Genomic DNA, 19,069 nt, shown 5'->3' with positions numbered 1-19,069 from the left:
CCGATGTCCATGCTCAGCTGGCTCGACCGCTCCGGCGACCAACTCAACTTCTACGTAAGGGCACTGATCTGGATACCGCGCACCCTGCGCCGGTACACCAAGGAGGTGCAGCGCCTCCTCGCCGAGGTCGCCTTCGGCAGCGGCGGACTCGGGGTCATCGGCGGCACCATCGGCGTGATGATCGCGATGACGCTCTTCACCGGGACCGTCGTCGGCCTCCAGGGGTACGCCGCCCTCAACCAGATCGGCACCTCCGCCTTCACCGGCTTCATCTCCGCCTACTTCAACACCCGTGAGATCGCGCCCCTGGTGGCCGGACTCGCGCTCTCCGCGACCGTCGGAGCCGGCTTCACCGCCCAGCTCGGCGCGATGCGGATCAACGAGGAGGTCGACGCGCTGGAGGCGATGGGCGTCCGCTCGATGCCCTACCTCGTCACCACCCGGATCATCGCGGGCGTCGTCGCCATCATCCCGCTCTACGCGATCGGGCTGCTCTCCTCGTACGTCGCCTCCCGGTACATCACCGTCCTCTTCAACGGCCAGTCCGAGGGCACCTACGACCACTACTTCAACCTCTTCCTCTCCCCGGACGACGTACTGCTCTCCGTCCTCAAGGTGCTGATCTTCAGCGTGCTGGTGATCCTCGCCCACTGCTACTACGGCTTCCGCGCCGAGGGTGGCCCCGCCGGGGTCGGCATCGCGGTGGGCCGCTCGGTGCGCAACGCGATCGTGCTGATCAGCGTCACCGACTTCTTCCTCTCGCTCGCCATCTGGGGCGCCACGACGACCGTGAAGGTGGCCGGCTGATGAACGCGCAGACGGTACGCCGCAGAGCCGCCGGGGTCACCTTCCTGCTGGTCCCCGCCGTGCTGGTGTGGGTCTCGGTCTCGGTGTACCAGAAGGACTTCCAGGACGACGCCACCGTGACCGTACGCACCGGCTCGGTCGGCAACGAGATGCACGACAACGCCGACGTGAAGCTGCGCGGCGTCGTCGTCGGCCAGGTCCGCTCCATCACGGCGGACGGCGACGGGGCGCGGCTCACCCTCGCCATCGACCCGGACAAGCTCCGCCAGGTCCCCGCCGACGTCACCGCCCAGATGCTGCCGACCACCCTCTTCGGGGAGCGGTTCGTCGCCCTCGTACCGCCGCAGGTGCCCTCGGGCGAGGCGCTGCGCGCCGGAGCGGTCATCCCGCAGGACCGCTCCAGCAACGCCATCGAGCTGGAGCAGGTACTCGACAACGTCCTGCCGCTGCTCACCGCGGTGAAGCCGGAGAAGCTCTCCGCCACCCTCACCGCCGTCTCCCAGGCGCTCGAAGGACGCGGCGAGAAGCTCGGCGACACCCTCGTCACCCTGGACGCCCACCTCAAGAAGCTCAATCCCCAACTCCCCACGCTCAACCGGGACATCCAGGAACTGGTGAAGGTCAGCTCGGTCTACGCGGACGCGGCGCCGGACATCGTCGACGCGCTCACCGACTTCACCACCACCAGCGGCACCATCGCCGACCAGCAGGCCGAACTGGCCGGCCTGTACGGGACGGCGACCGGCGCTGCCCAGGACGTCACGGCCTTCCTGCGGAAGAACAAGGACAACCTCATCCGGCTCTCCGCCTCCGGCCGCCCCACCCTGGAAGTCCTCGCCAAGTACGCCGACGAGTACCCCTGCACCCTGCGCACCATGGCCGGCATGGTGCCCGCCATGGACAAGGCGCTCGGCAAGGGCACCGACCAGCCGGGCCTGCACGTCACCCTCAAGACCGTCCCGTCGAAGGGCAAGTACGTCGCGGGCCGGGACACCCCGAGCTACACGGCCACCGGCGGCCCGCACTGCTACACCGTGCCCTACCTGGGCGCCACCGCACCCACCGCCGAGTCCCGGGTGGCCGCCGACGACAGCGAACCGGCCGCCACCGGCGACGTCACCGCCGAAGGCACCACGGACGCGGCAGCCGGCGAACGCACCCTCGGCATCGCCAACTCTCCCGAAGAGAGCGCGCTCGTCAACGAACTCGTCGCTCCCACACTGAAAGTCCAGCCGCAGGACCTGCCCGACTGGAGCAGCGTGCTCATCGGTCCGGCCTTCCGCGGTGCGGAGGTGAAGCTCAAGTGAAGCGCCGCTCCCTCGCGGGACCCCTCACGAAATCGATCGTCTTCGTCCTGGTGACGACCCTGGCGACCACCGTGCTCGCCCTGTCCATCGCCAACACCGGTGTCGGGGACACCACCTCGTACAAGGCCCGGTTCACCGACGCCACCGGGCTCGTCGTCGGCGACAGCGTCCGCATCGCCGGGGTCAAGGTCGGGCAGGTCGAGTCCATCGGCCTCGCCGACCGCCGGGTCGCCGAAGTCCGCTTCGCCGTACGCAAGGGTCGTACGCTCCCCGCCTCGGTCACCGCGTCCATCAAGTACCTCAACATGGTGGGCCAGCGTTACATCGACCTCGACCAGGGCGCGGGGCCCGTCGGCCAGAACTTCACGGCCGGAGAGACCATCCCGCTCGCCCGCACCACCCCCGCGCTCGACCTGACCCAGCTCTTCAACGGCTTCCAGCCGCTCTTCGAGGGCCTCTCGCCGCCCGACGTCAACGAGCTGGCCGGCTCCATCGTCCAGGTGCTCCAGGGCGAGGGCGGCACGGTCGACAGCATCCTCGAACACGTCGGCTCGCTCACCACGACCGTCGCCGCCAAGGACAAGGTCATCGGCGAGGTGATCAAGAACCTCAACGAGGTGCTGAAGACGGTCAACGACCGCGAGGCCGGGTTCACCGAACTGGTCGACACCCTCCAGCAGTTGGTCACCGGATTCGCCGGGGACCGCAAACCGCTCGGCGAGGCCGTCACCGCGATGGGCGCCCTCACCACCGTCACCGCCGACCTCTTCGAGGACGGCCGTAAGCCCCTCAAGGACAGCATCAAGCAGGTCGGCCGGCTCTCCGACCAACTCGCCGACGCCACACCGGAGATCGAGAACTTCCTCGCCAAGACCCCCGCCAAGATGGAGGCGATCACCCGCCTCACCTCCTACGGGTCGTGGATGAACCTCTACCTCTGCGAGGCCAAGGTCTCCGGGGTCACCACCAGTGACGGCAGCACCCCGCCCACCGGCATCGCGATCACCGAACCGAGGTGCCAGGCGTGAACATCACCCCCATCAGGGAGCGCAACCCCGTCGCCGTCTCGGTCGCCGGCATCGCCGTCCTCGGTCTCGTCGGGTTCGCCGCGTTCCACGCCGACGCCCTGCCCCTCATCGGGGGCGGTACGACCTACACCGCCGACTTCTCCGAGTCGGCCGGGCTCGCCGACGGCGACGAGGTCCGCATCGCCGGAGTGAAGGTCGGCGAGGTCACCGGGGTCGCGCTCGACGGCGCCAAGGTCAAGGTCTCCTTCCGGGTGAAGGACGCCTGGATCGGGAACTCCAGCACCGTCGGCATCGCCATCAAGACCCTCCTCGGCGACAAGTACCTCGCCGTGGACCCGCTCGGGACCACCGCCCAGGACCCGTCCCGGCGCATCGGGGCCGACCGCACCACCTCCCCGTACGACGTCACCCAGGCGTTCAACGGACTCGGCGAGACCATCGACGAGATCGACACCGACCAGCTCGCCGCGAGCTTCGACGCGATCTCCGACACCTTCAAGGACTCCCCGGCCCATGTCCGCAGCGCGGCGGACGGCCTGTCCGCCCTCTCCCGTACGGTCTCCGAGCGCGACGCCGAACTCGCCACCCTGCTGGGCGCGAGCAAACAGCTCACCAAGACGCTCTCCAGCAAGGAGAGCTCCTTCGAGACGCTGCTGAAGGACGGCAACCTCCTGCTGGGCGAGATCCAGGCCCGCCGGGACTCCATCCACCAGCTGCTCACCGGTACCAAGGACCTCGGCATCCAGCTCACCGGCGTGGTGAAGGACAACGACAAGCAGCTGAAGCCCACCCTGGACGCGCTCGGCAGGGTCACCGCCGTTCTGGTGAAGAACGAGGACAGCCTGGACAAGGTGCTCTCGATGGCAGGCTCCTACAACCGGCTCGTCGGCAACACCCTCGGCAACGGTCGCTGGTTCGACAACTACGTCTGCGGTGTCGTGCCCAAGAACTACCTGCCGGCCGACGCGACCCCCGCGGCCGGATGCATGCCGCCCAAACAGGAAGGGGGCAGCTGAAGATGAGACTCACGCGCGTCATCGGCATCGGCGCGGGACTCGCCGTCGTGGCCGTCGCGGCCACCTCCGGAGTGATGGCCCTCGACCAGGAGGGCACCACCACGGTCACCGCGTACTTCGACCGGGCCACCGGCGTCTACCCGGGCTCCGACCTGCGCATCCTCGGTGTCAAGGTGGGCAGCGTCACCTCCGTCGAACCGCAGGGCCAGGAGGTACGGGTCACCCTGCGCGTCGACAAGGACATCAAGGTCCCCGAGGGGGCGCACGCCGTACTCGTCGCCCCCAGCCTCGTCGCCGACCGGTACATCCAGCTCGCACCCGCCTACACCGGCGGCACCACCCTCGCCGACGGTGCGGTACTCCCCGCCGACGGCAACGCCGCACCCGTGGAGGTCGACCAGCTCTACGCCTCCATCACCGAACTCTCCACCGCGCTCGGCCCGGACGGTGCCAACGCCGACGGGGCGCTGGCCCGCCTCCTGGACACCGGGGCCCAGAACCTCGACGGCAACGGCAAGGCTATCGGCGACTCCATCGAGGAGTTCGGCAAGGCGACGAAGACTCTCGACAAGAGCAGTACCGACCTCTTCGACACCCTGTCCTACCTCCAGTCCTTCACCACCATGCTCAAGGACAACGACGGAGAAGTCCGCTCCGCCGAGCAGCAGTTGGACTCCGTCACCGGCTTCCTCGCCGAGGACAAGGAGAACCTGAGCGCCGCGCTGTCCGAACTCGCCACCGCCCTCGGCCAGGTGAAGACCTTCATCGAGGACAACCGCGAGTCGCTCAAGGCCAATGTCGACGCCCTGGTCCCACTCACCCAGATCCTCGTCGACCAACGGGCCTCGCTCGCCGAGTCCTTGGACACGCTCCCGCTCACGGCCGGCAACCTCGTCAACGCGTACGACCCGGTCAACCGGACCCTGGACGGACGGGCCAACCTCAACGAGCTGAGCATGGGCGGCTACTTCCCCGACCAGCCCGCGGCGACCAGCGGCACGGCGACCGGCAGCACGGCGACCGGCAGCAGTGGCGCGAGCGCCCTGAGCGGACTCGCCGCGGTCGACGCCGACCGCCAGGCCGAACTGCCCGTCCTCCCGCTGCCCGCCGTCGGCACCGTCTACGGCACGCCCGAGAAGGCGGCCACCGGGACCGGAAAGTCCGGGGCCGACGGCTCCGGGACCGACGGCTCCGGGACCGAGAAGAAGGAGGCCGGCCGATGAGCAGGGCCGCGCACGGCCCCAGAGGCCGGGTGATCGCCGGGGCCGCCTCGGTGGCCGCCCTCGGCGTCGCCCTGGTGCTGGTCGTCACCCAGGTCGACGCACCCTCGTTCAGCGGGATCGAGCAGCTACCGCTGCCCGGCGGCGCCGACCTCGGCGACCACCCGTACGAGATCACCGCCGAATTCGCCGACGTACTCAGTCTCGCCCCCCAGTCCTCCGTCAAGGTCAACGACGTCGCGGTGGGCCGGGTGACCGACATCGCGCTCGGCAAGGACGGCTGGACCGCGAAGGTCACCATGCGGATCAACGGGAGCGTCTCTCTCCCCGCCAACGCCTTCGCCCGCCTCGAACAGTCCAGCCTCCTCGGCGAGAAGTTCGTCCAGCTCGCCCCGCCCACCGAGGGCAAGGCCGAAGGCGCCCTCGCGGACGGCGACCGCATCCCGCTCGTCCGCACCAACCGCAACCCGGAGGTCGAAGAGGTCCTCGGCGCCCTCTCGCTGCTCCTCAACGGCGGCGGAGTGGCCCAGCTCAAGACCATCACCACCGAGCTGAACAAGGCGCTCACCGGACAGCAGCCGGAGATCCGGTCGATGCTCCAGCGGGTCGACACCCTCGTCACCGACCTGGACGACCACAAGGAGGACATCACCCAGGCCCTCGACGGCGTCAACCGGCTCGCCGCCACCCTCGCCACCCGCAAACAGGACGTCGGCACCGTGCTCACCGGACTCAGCCCCGGCCTCAAGGTCCTGGAGGACCAGCGCGGCCAGCTGCTGACCATGCTGCGCTCGCTCGACACCCTGTCCACCGTCGCCGTCGACACGATCAACAAGAGCAAGGCCGACATGATCGCCGACCTCAAGGCCCTCGCGCCCACCCTCCAGGCGCTCGCCGACTCCGGCGACGCGCTGCCCGACTCCCTCCAGGTGCTCGCCACCTACCCGTTCACGGACGAGGTGCTGCGCGGTGTCAAGGGCGACTACCTCAACGTCTACCTGGACATGACGGCCACCCCCGGCACCCGGATCATCCCGCCGTACGACCCCGACGCGACGACCACCCCGACCGAGCCGACGGCACAGACGGCGTCCCTCGCCTCGCTCCCCCTGCCGCTTCCCTCGGTGACCGCTTCGAGCACCGGGAGCGAGCGATGATCACCACGGCCGTCCGCCTCAAGAACATCGCCTTCCTCGTGATCTCGGTACTGGTCCTCGGCTTCCTCGGCGTCCGCTACGCCGACCTCGGCCACTTCGTCGGGCTGCGCGACTACTACACCGTCAAGGTGCAACTGCCGCAGACCGGAGGGTTGTTCACCCACTCCAACGTCACCTACCGGGGCGTCTCCGTGGGCCGGGTAGGCCCCATCGAGCTGACCGACGACGGAGTCGAGGCCGAACTGCGCATCGACAACGACTCCCCGCCCATACCCGACAGTCTCACCGCCGTGGTCGCCAACCTGTCGGCGGTCGGCGAAGAGTACGTCGACCTGCGCCCCACCCGCGCCACCGGCCCGTTCCTCGGCAACGGATCGGTGATCGACCAGGCCGACACCACCATCCCCGCGCCTCCCACCGACGTACTCGTCAGCGTCAACGACCTGGCGTCCTCGGTGGACCTGGAATCGCTGCGCACCGTCGTCGACGAGTTCGGCACGGCGCTGGCCGGCCGGGGCGACGACCTCCAGGTACTGCTGGACACCGGCAGCGAGTTCGTGGACGCCGCCGACAAGGCGCTCCCCGCCAACATCAAGCTGATGCAGGACGGCGAGACGGTGCTGCGCACCCAGGCCGAACAGGGCGAGGCGCTCAAGGGCTTCGCCGACGGGGCGAAGGACCTGGCCGCCGAGCTGAAGGGCTCCGACAGCGACCTGCGGCGGCTGATCGCCGCCACCCCGGGCGCCGCGACCCAGCTCAGCGCGCTCATGCGCGACCTGGACCCGGGCTTCGGCGTCGTCGTCGCCAACCTGCTCACCACCTCCGAGGTCGCCGTCACCCGGCAGCGCGGCATCGAGGAACTCCTGGTGAAACTGCCCGCCGTGGCCGCCGCCGGAGCGAGCGTGGTGGACGAGGACGGTGCACGTTTCGGGATGGCCGTCACCTTCTTCGAACCGCTGCCCTGCACCGCCGGATACGGCGGCACCGTCTACCGCAACGGCCTGGACACCACCCGGGGCCCCGCGGTCAACACCGGGGCGCGCTGCACCTCGTCCCCCGGCACCGGCATCGAGGTCCGCGGCTCCGCCAACGCCCCGAAGGGCGGCGCGGTCCCCGCGCCGGTGAAGCCGGTGACGACGCTGAGCGGCTCCACGGCGGACACGATCCTCCCCGGCGCCCTGTCCGCCACCTCTTCCGGCGGGTCCGCCACCACCATGGCCGGGCTGCTCGGACTGGGAGGAGGCGAGTGAGCGCGCGGGCGAAGAACCTCACCGGCTGGGCCGTCCTCCTCGCCGCCGTGCTCGTCTGCGCGCTGGGCGGCTGGTCCTACGCGGCGGCCCGGGGCGACGACTCCCTCGCGTACGCCAAGAGCCGGGACGCCGCACTCGCCGCCGGCCGGAGCCAGCTGGCCCGGCTGAACAGCATGGACGGCACCGACGCGGCACGGATCGAGGCAGGGCTCGACGGCTGGCTACGGGTCACCTCGGGGCCGCTCCACGACCAGTTGAAGAGCACCCGCGCCAAGGACGCGAGCGCCTTCGAGTCGGCCCGAACCAGTGCCAAGGGCACGGTCACGGACGCGGCGCTCACCGCCCTCGACGAACGCGGCGGGACGGCGGAGCTGATCGCCACCGTGGACGTGAAGGTCACCCCGCGCACCGGAGCGGCCGGAACCGAACGCAAGCGGTTCGAGGCCGCCCTGGAGCGCACGGGCGACGGCTGGAAGGTCAAGGCACTCACCGCGATCCCGGTCGGAGCGGCCACATGAGCGCGACCCGGGCAGGCACGACGACACCGCGCGACGACGGTCAGTACGACGGCGGTCGGCACGACAGCGGAGAGGCGGCGGCGGTGAGCGTGACCGGCCGGCACGTGGACGATCGGGAGGGACTTGCCGCGGAGGCGCCCACCCCGCCGTCCGAGGACACGGCGTCCGAGGACACGGCCGCCGAGGACACCCCGTCCGAGGACGCACCGCCCGGGGCGACCGGGCGTTTCGCCCGGTGGCGCCGCGTCCTGGCCGGCGCGCTGGCCGTCCTGCTGATCGCCGCCGGGGCCGGTCTCTTCGTACGCGGCCAACAGATCCGGGACACCCCCGCCACCGCGAACCGGGCGCTCACCGACACGGCCGGGACCGACCGGGTCACCGCCGACGTCAGCAGCGCCCTCACCACGGTCTTCTCGTACGCGCCCGGCACCACCGCCGCGACGAAGACCGCCGCCCAGCGCCTGCTGGCGGGAGCGGCACTCAAGCAGTACGCGGCGCTCTTCGGGCAGGTCGAGAGGCAGGCGGCCGACCAGAAGCTGACGCTCACCACCCACGTCGTGCGAGTCGGTGTCGTCCGGCTCACCGGCGACAGCGCCCACCTGCTGGTCTTCATGGACCAGGTGTACGAGCGCGAGGGCAAGGCCGCCACCTCGGCCCCCGCCCAGCTCTCCGTCACCGCCCACCAGCAGGACGACGTCTGGCAGATCGTCGACATCACCTCCAGGTGACGAGGCACAGCGACACGGTGCCGGCCCGTACGGGGGCCGGCAGGGGAGAGGCAGCGATGGCACGGGCAGGCAGAACGACACCTCCGCGGGCGAATCCGCTGGTGATGGCGGCGAGTGCGCTGGCACTCGTGGCGGCGGTCGCGGCGGGATGGGGCGGGTGGTCCTGGTACACGGCGGCGCACGACGACTCGGCCTCGTACGCACAGGCCCGCGACGACGCCCTCGCGGCGGGCGAGCAGGCCGTGCAGAACATGAACACGCTCGACCACGCCCGGCTCCAGGAGGGACTGGACAGCTGGGAGGACTCCACGACGGGCGATCTCCATCAGCAACTCGTCGAAGGACGCGACGCGTTCGTGCAGCAGATCGACGCGGCGAAGACGACGAGCACCGCCCAGGTGCTGTCCGGCGCCGTCACGGAACTGGACGAACGGGCCGGCAAGGCGAGCCTGATGGTGGCCCTGCGCGTCACCGTCAAGGCACCCGAGGGCGATCCGGCGGTGAAGGAGAGCCGGATGCTTGGCCAGCTCACCCGGACCTCCCAGGGGTGGAAGCTCAGCGCCCTCGGCCAGGCGCCCGTCGGCAACACGGCCGGCTGACCCGCCGCTCCCGCCACCCCGCCCCACCCCGAGAGGAACCCCGGACATGTCGACGACCCGTCACCTCGTCAACCGGCAGCGCAGGCTGGCCACCGTCGCCGCCGACCGCACCACGGCGGCGCACGAGACCTCCCCGACCGCCGACGAAGCGGACGTTGCCGCTCCTGCCGGCGCGGGCGGTGGCGATCAACGGGACGACGATCCCGCCGACGACCCGGAGCCGTCCGAAGCCGCGGAGCGGTCGGAGGCCCCGGAAGCCGCGGACGAGCAGGCAACGCCCCCGGGGCGCCGGATTCCCCGTCCCCGTATCAGCCTCCCCGCCCTGCTGTGCGTACTCACCGTGCTCCTCGGCGTCTTCGCCGCCTGGGCGTTCACCTCCGCCGCCACCCTGCGGGACGACCCGAGCCGCCGGAACACGGCGCTCACCGACATCGCCCGCACCAGCGAGGTCAAGGGGCAGATCACCGAGGCGGTCGGCGCCGTCTTCAGTTACGACTACGCCTCCACCGAGAAGTCCGACCGCGCCGCGAAGACCTACCTGACGGGCAAGGCGGTGGAGCAGCACCAGGACATGCTCGCCGAGGTACGGGAACAGGCGCCGAAGCAGAAGCTCGTCCTCACCACGACCGTCACCGAGAGCGCGGTCGAACAGCTCGACGGCGATCGGGCGAGACTCCTCGTCTTCGCCGACCAGAGCAACACCCGTACCGGCGCCAAGGAGGAGACGACCTACGCGGCGGCCATGTTCGCCGTGGACGCGGTCCGCAAGGACGGCCGCTGGCTGATCGCGACCATCGACACCTTCACCCAGTGACCCGGGGAGAGACGGACAGATGAGGTTCAACGGCTCCATGCGGCGCGGAATCACCGGCACGGCCACGGCCGTCGCCGCGATGGCCGCGCTCACGGCTTCGCAGGCACCGGGTTTCGCGGGCACCGCGCACCAGGACGAGGCGACGAAGGTGGCCACCGACGAGGTGGTCTGGTCGCAGGTGCCCAACGACGACTCGTACCACACCGAACTGCCGCCCCTGAAGTCGCCGGCCCCGCTGACCCTGCCGACCGCGCAGAAGCCGGGCGCGGACCAGCGGGCCCCCGCCGTCGTCGAGGCATGGGCCCAGGCAGGCATCCCGTCGACCGTGCTCGCCGCGTACCGCAAGGCGGAGAGCACGGTGGGCCGGACCGACGGCGCCTGCCGGCTGCCGTGGCAACTCCTCGCCGCGATCGGCAAGGTGGAGTCCGGGCACGCCGCCGGAGGCCGGGTGGACAAGGCCGGTACGACGCTCTCGCCGATCCTGGGGCCCGTCCTGAACGGCGCCGGGTTCGCGAACATCCGGGACACCGACAACGGCGCGTACGACGGCGACAGCACCTACGACCGGGCCGTGGGCCCGATGCAGTTCATCCCGTCCACCTGGGCCCACTGGGCCCAGGACGGCAACGGCGACGGCCGCCGCAACCCCAGCAACGTCTACGACGCGGCGCTCGCCGCCGGCCGCTACCTGTGCGCGGGGGCCCGCAACCTCTCGGTCTCCGCCGACCTCGACCGGGCGATCCTGAGCTACAACCACTCGGACACCTACCTGCGCACGGTGCTGTCCTGGCTGGCGTACTACGACAACGGCGTGCACCCCGTGCCGGACGGCCAAGGCCCCCTGCCCACCAGCCCCGGAGCGGGCGGCCCGAGCGAACCGTCCGCCCCGGTCGGGGGCCCCGGCAGCATCATCATCGGCCCCCAGCCCTCCGGCACCCCCCGCCCGCCCACCTCGCCCACCCCCGCCCCGTCCGGAACCCCGGACCCGAGCACGACCCCCGATCCCGGCACGACTCCGGACCCGGGCACCACCCCCGACCCGAGCACCACACCCGACCCGGGTACGACTCCGGACCCGGGCACCACACCCGATCCGGGTACGACTCCCGACCCGGGCACCACCCCCGACCCGGACCCGACCGACACCGGCACGCCCGACCCGACGGACCCGGCCACGACGGAACCCACGGACCCGGCCACGACGGAACCCACGGACCCGGCCACCACCGACCCGGAGCCCACGTGCACGGTCCCGGCCACCGACCCGGAGGCCACCGACGCCCCGTGCACCGACCCGGCCGCAGGCACGGCGGAGTAGCGGCCCCGCTTCATCGAGGTACCTACGCCCTTGGCCCTGGGGGGGCGTCCCCGCGCGCGGAGAGCACGGTCGAGCCGCATGGGACCATCCCCGCGCGCGGGGAGCACGGTCGAGCCGCATGGGACCATCCCCGCGCGCGGGGAGCACATGAAGTGGCGTCGCGTTTCCTCGTCGGCCGGCAGGAACGTCTCCAGGTGCAGCCCTTCCAGGGCGGCGTCGGTCGCCGTGCCGAGAGTGGCCGAGGTGCCGAAGAACCGGAGCGGGGTCCCTTCCACGTCGATGGCGAGCGTGACCACCGGTCCCGTGGACGGGGTGGCGGCGCCGGTTCCGTCGAGGAACCCGGCGATCTCCGTGGCGAGCGCCTGGTGGCATCGGTCGTGGGTGCGCTCGGCAAGATCCAGGACGTCCGCGGATTCCTGGACAAGGTGCCGGCATGACGACGGCGTCCCGCGGATTACGTGATCGGCTACCAGGAGATCCTGCCGCTCCGCACCGAACACGCGACCTGGAAGGTCGCGTCGGTCCAGGGGGTGCCGGACGACTACCGTGCCGCCGACAAGGTCCGAGAGCTCTTTCCGCCCGGCAACGACCAGGCGCCTGTGGGGAGTCAGAGGTCGGTCGACGAACGCGGGATCGCGTCGAGCTCGGGCCCGCGCGCACGCTCACGCGGTCCCCGACAGCACCTCGGAGAGGTCGTACCGCACCACTTCCTCCAACTGTCCGTAGGTGCAGCCGGAAGGGGTGCGGTCCGGGCGCCAGCGGCGGAACTGCGTGGTGTGCCGGAACCGGTCGCCCTCCATGTGGTCGTAACTCACCTCGCAGACCCGCTCCGGACGCAGCGGCACCCACGACATGTCCTTCTTCCCCGACCAGCGGCTCGGCGCCCCGGGCAGCCGGGCTCCTTCGTGCGCCTCGGCGTTCGCCCAGGCGCCCCAGGGGTGTTCGGCGGCGCTGGTCCGCAACGGCGCCAGTTCCTCGGCCAGTTCGGCCCTGCGTTTCATCGGGAAGGAGGCGCAGACGCCGACGTGCTGGAGTGCGCCCGCGTCGTCGTACAGCCCCAGCAGGAGCGAACCCACGACCGGGCCGCTCTTGTGCTCCCGGTAGCCGGCCACCACGCAATCGGCGGTCCGCTCGTGCTTGATCTTGAACATGGCGCGGGTGTCCGGCCGGTAGGACAGGTCGAGCGGTTTGGCGACGATACCGTCCAGACCCGCGCCCTCGTACCGGTCGAACCACCGCCGCGCGACCTCCCGGTCCGTGGTGGCAGGGGCGAGGTGGACCGGTGGCACCGCGCCGGCGAGCGCCGCCTCCAGTACCGTGCGCCGGTCGGCCTGCGGGGTGTCCAGCAACGACAGGTCGTCCAGGGCCAGTACGTCGAAGGCGACCAGCGACGCGGGGGTCCGCTCGGCGAGCGTCCGCACCCGGGACTCGGCCGGGTGGATGCGCTCGCTGAGCCGGTCGAAGTCGAGGCGCCCGCCGTGCGCGAGGACGATCTCCCCGTCGATCACGCAGCGCGGCGGCAGCGACTCCAGGACCGCCGGGACCAGCTCCGGGAAGTAGCGGGTCAGCGGCTTGCCGGTACGGCTGCCGATCACCACCTCGTCGCCGTCGCGGTGCACGATCGCCCGGAAGCCGTCCCACTTCGCCTCGTACTGCATGCCGGGCGGGATCGCCCGGACGGACTTGGCGAGCATCGGTTTCACGGGAGGCATCACCGGCAGGTCCATGGTCCGATTCTGCGCGGAACTCCACCGCCCGTCATTCGATGTGCGGCATTTGCGTACCCCGCCTACGGTGGCCGACATGGGAGCTGCGGTGGAACTCGACGTGGACGGACGGCCGGTGCGGCTGTCCAACCCCGACAAGGTGTACTTCCCGGAGAAGGGCTACACCAAGAGGGACGTGGCGGAGTACTTCCTCGCGGTGGGCGACGGCATCACCCGCGCGCTGCGCGACCGGCCCACCACCCTCCAGCGCTTCGTGGACGGGGTGGAAGGCGAGTTCTTCTACCAGAAGCGGGCGCCGAAGAACGTGCCCGACTGGATTCCGACCACTCGCATCTCCTTCCCCAGCGGCCGGCACGCCGACGAGATCTGCCCCGCCGGACTCGCCGCGGTCCTCTGGGCGGCCAACCTCGGCACCCTGACCTTCCACCCCTGGCCGGTACGGAACACCGACACCGACCACCCCGACGAGCTGCGCATCGACCTCGACCCGCAGCCCGGCACCGACTACGCCGACGCCGTGGAAGCAGCCCACGAACTCCGCGTCGTCCTGGAGGAGCACGGGCTGCGCGGCTGGCCCAAGACCTCCGGCGGTCGTGGCATCCACGTCTTCGTGCCGCTGGTCCCCGAGTGGACCTTCACCGAGGTCCGCCGGTCCGCCATCGCGGTGGGGCGGGAACTGGAGAGACGGATGCCGGACCGGGTCACCACCGCCTGGTGGAAGGAGGAACGCGGCGAGCGGATCTTCGTCGACTACAACCAGACCGCCCGCGACCGGACCATCGCCTCCGCCTACTCCGTACGCCCCTTCCCGCACGCGCCCGTCTCCGCCCCACTGCGCTGGGAGGAGATCGACGACGCCGAGCCCCGGGACTTCGACATCAGGACCATGCCCCAGCGGTACGCGAAGGTGGGCGACGTCCACGCCGACATGGACCAGCACGCATTCCGCCTCGACCTGCTGCTGGAACTCGCCGCGCGCGACGAGCGGGAACACGGCCACGGCGACCTGCCCTATCCGCCGGAGTACCCCAAGATGCCCGGCGAGCCCAAGCGCGTGCAGCCCAGCCGCGCCCGGCACGACGACGAACCGGAGACCGACGCGTGAGCGGAGAACGCACACCGCCGGAGGGCGCCGACGACGGCGGGCGAGCCACTCCCGACGGCGGCGGGGGACCCACCCCCGACGGCGCAGGGGGAGCCGCCGTCGACGACGGCGGGGGAGCCACCCCCGCGCCCGGCCGCCGCGCCCCGCACGGCGCCCACGGCCGGCCCTCCACCCCGCGCGACAAGTGGCACGCCTTCAAGGAATCGCCGTACTTCCCGGCGACCGTGCTGCTGTTCATCCTCGCCGCCGCGGCGGGCCTCTTCGCCGGCTCGTACACCTACGCCATGGCCAACCCCACCCCGCACCGGATTCCGGCCGCCGTGATCGGGCAGCCGGCTCCGCCGCGGGGTACCGAGTTCGTGGCGGGGATGGAGAAGGCCCTGGACGCCTCCCTGGTCCTGCACGAGTACGACACGATGGCCGAGGCCGACGAAGCGCTCCAGGAACAACGCGTCTTCACCATCCTGCGCGCCGACGACGACCGCGTGCACCTCGACGTCGCGGGGGCCTCCGGCGCCTCGGTGGCCCAGCTCCTCGCCGAGGCGGGCGAGAAGGTGGGCAAGGCGGTCGGGGTTCCGGTCACCGTCCGCGACGTCAAGCCCCTCCAGCCGGGCGACCCGCGAGGACTCGCGCTCTTCTACATCTCGCTCGCCGCCGTCATCCTCGGCTTCGTCGGAGCCATCCAGCTCAGCGTCCACGCCCGCAGCCTGAACCCGCTGGAACGCATCCTCTTCACCGTCGCCCACGCGCTGCTCGGAGGGTTCGCCATCGCCGCCGTGGTGGACTGGGGGCTCGGGGCACTGGACCTGCCCTTCCTCCAGTCCTGGCTGATCCTGGCCTACACGATGTTCACCTGCGCCATGGTCTTCACCATGTTCAACACCCTCATCGGGCGCTGGGCGATGCTCCCGACCTGGGGCGTCATGGTGCTGCTCGGCAACCCGTCGTCCGGCGGCGCCGTCTCCTGGCCGCTGCTGCCGTCACTGCTCGGGCACATCGGCCGCTGGCTGCCTCCCGGCGCCTCCGTCAACGCCCAGCACACCGCCGTCTACTACCACGGGCACCAGTTCCTCTTCCCCTATCTGGTGCTCGGCGTCTGGGCCCTGGTCTCCTGCGCCGTGTTCTGGACCTGGCGCCACCGCCACCCCGGCGGTCGGCCGAAGGAGCCCGAGCACGCGGCGGCACCCGGCTGAACGCCCGGTCGCGGAGCTCAGTCAGAGACGGCCCCCGCCGCGAAGCGAGACTGCTCCTCCTCCACGATGAGCCGGGCCAGCGCCCCGTCCGACACGTCCACGGCCTCGGGCACGGCCTCGGCCAGGTCGCTGCGCCGGGCGTACGCGTCGAACGCCCGGTCCTTGCGGGCCAGCAGCGCCATCATCCGCTGGTCGACACTGTCCGCCGTGAGCAGCCGGTGCACCTGGACGGCGCGTATCTGACCCATCCGGTACGCCCGGGCCACCGCCTGGTGCTCCAGGGTGGGCTTGATCTGCGGCTCGCAGAGGATGACCACGGACGCGGCCTGCATGTTCAGCCCGGTGCCGCCCGCCTGGATCTGGCTCAGCAGCACCGCATGGCCGCGTGCCGCCCCGAAGGCGTCCACCAGCTCCTGACGGCGGGCCGCCGCGACATCTCCGGCCAACGGCCCGAACACCCCGTCGCCGAGGGCCTCGCGTACGGTCGCCAGTACTTCGCGGAAGTACGAGAACACCACCACCTTGTGCCCGTTCCCCGCGGCCTCGGCGACCAGCTCCCGCAGCCGCGCCAGCTTCGCCGAGGCCTCCGGCACCGCGTACGCCGCCCGGCGCATCCGCATGAAGTGGCCCGCGTCCACCGCCGCGCGGTAGGCGCCGAGGTCCGCCTCACTGAACTCCACCCACTCGTCCGCCCGCACCAGGGCGGGCAGTTCGGTCAGCACGTCCTCCTGGTTGCGCCGGAGGTAGGCGGGCGCGACGGCGCGGCGGAAGGCGAGCGAACCGGCGGCGCCGTGCGTGGTGTCGACCGAGGGCGCGAGCTCGGGGCGGAGCAGCCGGATCAGACTGCGGAACTCCGCCACCCGGTTCTCCATCGGCGTGCCCGTGAGGAAGAGGACGTGTCCGGCCCGGTCCGCCCACCCGGCGACCGCCCGCGACCTGCGGGTGGCGGGGTTCTTCACGTAGTGCGCCTCGTCGACGACGAGCATGGCCGGCCGCACCGCCGTCCCCGCGTCCGGCAGGGCGTGGAGCGCGTCGAACGTGGTGAGCGCGACCCCGCCCGAGTGCCGCCACTCCGCGAACGCCTCCTCCCGGTCGGGGCCGTGGACGGGCAGCACGCTCAGCGTGGAGCGGGCGCGGATCTCCCGGGTCCAGTTGATGAGCACGCTCGCCGGGCACACCACGAGGAAGTGGCGCTCGCCGCCCGCCGCCAGGTGCGCGAGCGCCGCGATGGCCTGGACCGTCTTGCCCAGACCCATCTCGTCCCCGAGCACCACCCGCTTCTGGGTGAGCGCGAACCGGGCCCCGAACGACTGGTAGCCGCGCAGCGACACCCGCAGTCGTGTGCCGTCCAGCCGCAGGCCGCGTACCCCGTCCGCGATCGTGGCCGGCAGGAACCCCTCGGCGGCGTCCCGGTCCGGGCCCGTTCCCGACAACTCGGCCAGCAGGCCGTAGTACTCCGCCGGCCGCAGCTCGAAGTCGACCCAGGCCGCCACCTCCGGCTCCGGGGCCCGTAGCAGATCGACACACACCTGGCCGAAAAGGAGTGGGAGGTGTTGTTCCTCGGCCTCGGCCAGCACCGTGCGTACGCTCTCCACCGCCGACGCGACCCGGCCGCGCGCTTCCCTGCCGAGGAAGAGGGGGCGCAGCCGCCCTCTGGCCGGCGCTGCCGCGGCCAGGGCCTCCTCCAGCCGCCCGATCAGGCGCAGTGCCGCCTCGCGGGCCCGCCGCGCGTCGGGGCCGGCCTCGACCAGCCGGTGCAGGGCCACCACCAGTGCGGTGGTCGCGGGGTCCGGCGCGTCCGCGTCGAGGCGGACCGCGACCGTGTCGCGGACCGCGTGCGCGAGCCGCTCGGCCGCGGCCATCGCCTGGTCGGCGGTCTGCGCACCCACCCCGGGCAGCCGTCGGAGTTCGTACCTGCTCGCCGCGTGCACCGCGCCGACCGTGCGCAGCCCCGCCTGTTCGAAGGCGGTGATGCGCAGCCGTCCCTCCGTCACGTCGCGGAGCCGCGCGACCGGGATCGCGTCCAGCTCCCGGCCGGCCAGGGAACCGATGAGGGGATCGAGCACGGAGCGTACGGACTCCAGGGCCCGGTCGTGGTCGGCGGGCACCGCGCGGGCCGCCGCCAGCAGCACGTCCGCGTCCGCGAGCAGAGGCCGGATCGCCCTCCTGCCGCCCGCCCCGGTGCCCGTCGCGTCGTCCTGTGACATGTACGTCCCTCTGTCCCACCGCCCCGCCCGTCGCACCGGACCCCTGGGTCGCGACGGGGCCCCATGGTCCCACGGCCGGGTGACGGGAGGACGGCACCGCCCCGTCCGGACCGTGCCCCGGCGTTCCACGTCGAGCCCGCCGTCCGCCGGACTGCGACGCCCGGCCACCGGTGGCAGACTCGAAAAGCCAGCAATTCCCCTGCGCGAGAGCACGTCCACGACCTGTACCGACGAGACAAGCGGGGCGTCAACGGGCCCTGCTGGAGGAGCGCAGCGCCATGCTCGACCCGACCTTCGTCCCCGGCGCCCCCAACTGGATCGACCTGGGCACCCCCGACCTCGACGGGGCGACCGCCTTCTACCGCGGCCTCTTCGGATGGGACCTGGTCCCCGGCGGTCCCGAGACCGGCGGTTACGGGATGTACACGCTGGACGGCCGCACCGTCGCGGGGGCGATGACCGTCACCGACGAGCAGGCCGAGCCGACGTGGTCGGTGTACTTCCAGTCGCCCGACGTGGACGCGACCGCCCGCGCGGTCGAGGCGGGCGGCGGAAACGTACCCTTCGCGCCCATGGACGTGCTGGAGCACGGCCGGATGGGCGGCTTCACCGACCCGGCGGGCGCCTACTTCGGCAGCTGGCAGCCCAAGCAGAACCCCGGACTCGGCGCGACCCAGGTGCCGGGCACGCTCATCTGGTCCGAGCTCTACACCCCGGACGTGGCGGCGGCGAAGACGTTCTACGGAAGCGTCTTCGGGTGGGACAGCGAGGCCACCGACTTCCCCGGCGGCACCTACACGATGGTCCGGCCCGCCGGTACGAAGGGCGACGAGGCGTTCTTCGGCGGACTGGTCGGCCTGGACGAGGTGCCGAGCGAGGCCCGGTCGGGACCGCACTGGCTGCCGTACTTCCACGTCGACGACGTCGACGCGGTACTGGGCGACGCCGTCCGCCTCGGCGGGACCGTCACCCTGGGGCCGATGGACGTGGAGAAGGTCGGTGTGATGGCCAACGTCGACGACCCGTACGGGGCCTCCTTCGCCGTCATCAAGCCCGCCCCGATGGACTGAACGCC

The 19,069-nt window shown here is 71.7% G+C and carries 18 protein-coding genes; 16 read left to right on the top strand and 2 right to left on the bottom strand.

What is annotated here, in order from left to right:
• Window positions 1–3: 3 nt before the first annotated feature.
• The 13 genes from OHT52_RS01475 (at window position 4) to OHT52_RS01415 (ending at window position 12,199) form a co-directional block, all read left to right on the top strand.
• Entirely contained in the window at window positions 4–807 is an 804-nt protein-coding gene (locus tag OHT52_RS01475) for an MlaE family ABC transporter permease (protein WP_266711964.1), read from the top strand.
• Window positions 807–2,114, top strand: a complete 1,308-nt coding sequence (locus OHT52_RS01470) for an MCE family protein (protein WP_328718257.1) — start codon at window positions 807–809, stop codon at window positions 2,112–2,114. Before OHT52_RS01475 ends, OHT52_RS01470 begins: the two co-directional genes overlap by 1 nt.
• Window positions 2,111–3,142 (top strand): MCE family protein, encoded by a 1,032-nt coding sequence (locus OHT52_RS01465; protein ID WP_328718256.1) that lies wholly within the window; start codon window positions 2,111–2,113, stop codon window positions 3,140–3,142. Before OHT52_RS01470 ends, OHT52_RS01465 begins: the two co-directional genes overlap by 4 nt.
• A complete protein-coding gene (locus tag OHT52_RS01460; protein ID WP_328718255.1) occupies window positions 3,139–4,158 on the top strand; it encodes an MCE family protein in 1,020 nt (339 codons plus the stop codon). The genes OHT52_RS01465 and OHT52_RS01460 overlap by 4 nt, the downstream gene beginning before the upstream one ends.
• Before the next feature lie 2 nt (window positions 4,159–4,160).
• Entirely contained in the window at window positions 4,161–5,381 is a 1,221-nt protein-coding gene (locus OHT52_RS01455; RefSeq protein ID WP_328718254.1) for an MCE family protein, read from the top strand.
• The gene (locus OHT52_RS01450; RefSeq protein WP_328718253.1) at window positions 5,378–6,535 is read left to right on the top strand and encodes an MCE family protein; all 1,158 of its coding nucleotides are present in this window, start codon (window positions 5,378–5,380) and stop codon (window positions 6,533–6,535) included. The genes OHT52_RS01455 and OHT52_RS01450 overlap by 4 nt, the downstream gene beginning before the upstream one ends.
• Window positions 6,532–7,785, top strand: coding sequence for an MlaD family protein (locus tag OHT52_RS01445; RefSeq protein ID WP_328718252.1), 1,254 nt, complete (start codon window positions 6,532–6,534; stop codon window positions 7,783–7,785). Before OHT52_RS01450 ends, OHT52_RS01445 begins: the two co-directional genes overlap by 4 nt.
• Window positions 7,782–8,303 carry a hypothetical protein gene (locus tag OHT52_RS01440; protein ID WP_328718251.1) on the top strand — a complete coding sequence of 174 codons (522 nt, stop codon included), beginning with the start codon at window positions 7,782–7,784 and terminating at the stop codon, window positions 8,301–8,303. Before OHT52_RS01445 ends, OHT52_RS01440 begins: the two co-directional genes overlap by 4 nt.
• Window positions 8,300–9,031: a hypothetical protein gene (locus OHT52_RS01435; RefSeq protein WP_328718250.1), complete on the top strand. Its 732-nt coding sequence runs from the start codon at window positions 8,300–8,302 to the stop codon at window positions 9,029–9,031. Before OHT52_RS01440 ends, OHT52_RS01435 begins: the two co-directional genes overlap by 4 nt.
• Window positions 9,032–9,087: 56 nt before the next feature.
• Window positions 9,088–9,630 (top strand): hypothetical protein, encoded by a 543-nt coding sequence (locus tag OHT52_RS01430; RefSeq protein WP_328718249.1) that lies wholly within the window; start codon window positions 9,088–9,090, stop codon window positions 9,628–9,630.
• A gap of 46 nt (window positions 9,631–9,676) precedes the next feature.
• Complete coding sequence (locus OHT52_RS01425) at window positions 9,677–10,444, top strand: hypothetical protein (RefSeq protein ID WP_328718248.1); 768 nt, start codon at window positions 9,677–9,679, stop codon at window positions 10,442–10,444.
• 19 nt (window positions 10,445–10,463) lie between these two features.
• Window positions 10,464–11,762, top strand: coding sequence for a lytic transglycosylase domain-containing protein (locus OHT52_RS01420; RefSeq protein WP_328718247.1), 1,299 nt, complete (start codon window positions 10,464–10,466; stop codon window positions 11,760–11,762).
• Window positions 11,763–11,956: 194 nt separating this feature from the next.
• Entirely contained in the window at window positions 11,957–12,199 is a 243-nt protein-coding gene (locus OHT52_RS01415) for a hypothetical protein (protein WP_328718246.1), read from the top strand.
• A gap of 225 nt (window positions 12,200–12,424) precedes the next feature.
• On the opposite strand, the gene OHT52_RS01410 is transcribed toward OHT52_RS01415, so the two are convergent.
• Window positions 12,425–13,489: an ATP-dependent DNA ligase gene (locus tag OHT52_RS01410; protein WP_328718245.1), complete on the bottom strand. Its 1,065-nt coding sequence runs from the start codon at window positions 13,487–13,489 to the stop codon at window positions 12,425–12,427.
• 76 nt (window positions 13,490–13,565) lie between these two features.
• Between OHT52_RS01410 and ligD the strand changes: the two genes are divergently transcribed.
• Window positions 13,566–14,594, top strand: a complete 1,029-nt coding sequence (ligD, locus tag OHT52_RS01405; RefSeq protein ID WP_328718244.1) for a non-homologous end-joining DNA ligase — start codon at window positions 13,566–13,568, stop codon at window positions 14,592–14,594.
• Window positions 14,591–15,787, top strand: coding sequence for an ABC transporter permease (locus OHT52_RS01400; protein WP_328718243.1), 1,197 nt, complete (start codon window positions 14,591–14,593; stop codon window positions 15,785–15,787). Before ligD ends, OHT52_RS01400 begins: the two co-directional genes overlap by 4 nt.
• A gap of 17 nt (window positions 15,788–15,804) precedes the next feature.
• On the opposite strand, the gene OHT52_RS01395 is transcribed toward OHT52_RS01400, so the two are convergent.
• Entirely contained in the window at window positions 15,805–17,994 is a 2,190-nt protein-coding gene (locus OHT52_RS01395) for a DEAD/DEAH box helicase (RefSeq protein WP_328718242.1), read from the bottom strand.
• 278 nt (window positions 17,995–18,272) lie between these two features.
• Here OHT52_RS01395 and OHT52_RS01390 point away from each other — a divergent pair, with 278 nt between their 5' ends.
• Entirely contained in the window at window positions 18,273–19,064 is a 792-nt protein-coding gene (locus tag OHT52_RS01390) for a VOC family protein (RefSeq protein WP_328718240.1), read from the top strand.
• The last annotated feature ends 5 nt before the right edge of the window (window positions 19,065–19,069 follow it).

Origin of the sequence: Streptomyces sp. NBC_00247 (assembly GCF_036188265.1) — a bacterium.
Taxonomy (GTDB): domain Bacteria; phylum Actinomycetota; class Actinomycetes; order Streptomycetales; family Streptomycetaceae; genus Streptomyces.
Note: the sequence above shows the minus strand (reverse complement) of the source record. Positions and strands in the feature narration are given on the sequence as shown.

Excerpts from the sequence above, each read along its gene's own strand:
- OHT52_RS01475 (WP_266711964.1), top strand. The coding sequence starts at position 4 with ATGTCCATGCTCAGCTGGCTCGACCGCTCCGGCGACCAACTCAACTTC.
- OHT52_RS01470 (WP_328718257.1), top strand. The coding sequence starts at position 807 with ATGAACGCGCAGACGGTACGCCGCAGAGCCGCCGGGGTCACCTTCCTG.
- OHT52_RS01455 (WP_328718254.1), top strand. The coding sequence starts at position 4,161 with ATGAGACTCACGCGCGTCATCGGCATCGGCGCGGGACTCGCCGTCGTG.
- OHT52_RS01450 (WP_328718253.1), top strand. The coding sequence starts at position 5,378 with ATGAGCAGGGCCGCGCACGGCCCCAGAGGCCGGGTGATCGCCGGGGCC.
- OHT52_RS01445 (WP_328718252.1), top strand. The coding sequence starts at position 6,532 with ATGATCACCACGGCCGTCCGCCTCAAGAACATCGCCTTCCTCGTGATC.
- OHT52_RS01435 (WP_328718250.1), top strand. The coding sequence starts at position 8,300 with ATGAGCGCGACCCGGGCAGGCACGACGACACCGCGCGACGACGGTCAG.
- OHT52_RS01430 (WP_328718249.1), top strand. The coding sequence starts at position 9,088 with ATGGCACGGGCAGGCAGAACGACACCTCCGCGGGCGAATCCGCTGGTG.
- OHT52_RS01425 (WP_328718248.1), top strand. The coding sequence starts at position 9,677 with ATGTCGACGACCCGTCACCTCGTCAACCGGCAGCGCAGGCTGGCCACC.
- OHT52_RS01420 (WP_328718247.1), top strand. The coding sequence starts at position 10,464 with ATGAGGTTCAACGGCTCCATGCGGCGCGGAATCACCGGCACGGCCACG.
- OHT52_RS01410 (WP_328718245.1), bottom strand. The coding sequence starts at position 13,489 with ATGGACCTGCCGGTGATGCCTCCCGTGAAACCGATGCTCGCCAAGTCC.
- ligD (WP_328718244.1), top strand. The coding sequence starts at position 13,566 with ATGGGAGCTGCGGTGGAACTCGACGTGGACGGACGGCCGGTGCGGCTG.
- OHT52_RS01395 (WP_328718242.1), bottom strand. The coding sequence starts at position 17,994 with ATGTCACAGGACGACGCGACGGGCACCGGGGCGGGCGGCAGGAGGGCG.
- OHT52_RS01390 (WP_328718240.1), top strand. The coding sequence starts at position 18,273 with ATGCTCGACCCGACCTTCGTCCCCGGCGCCCCCAACTGGATCGACCTG.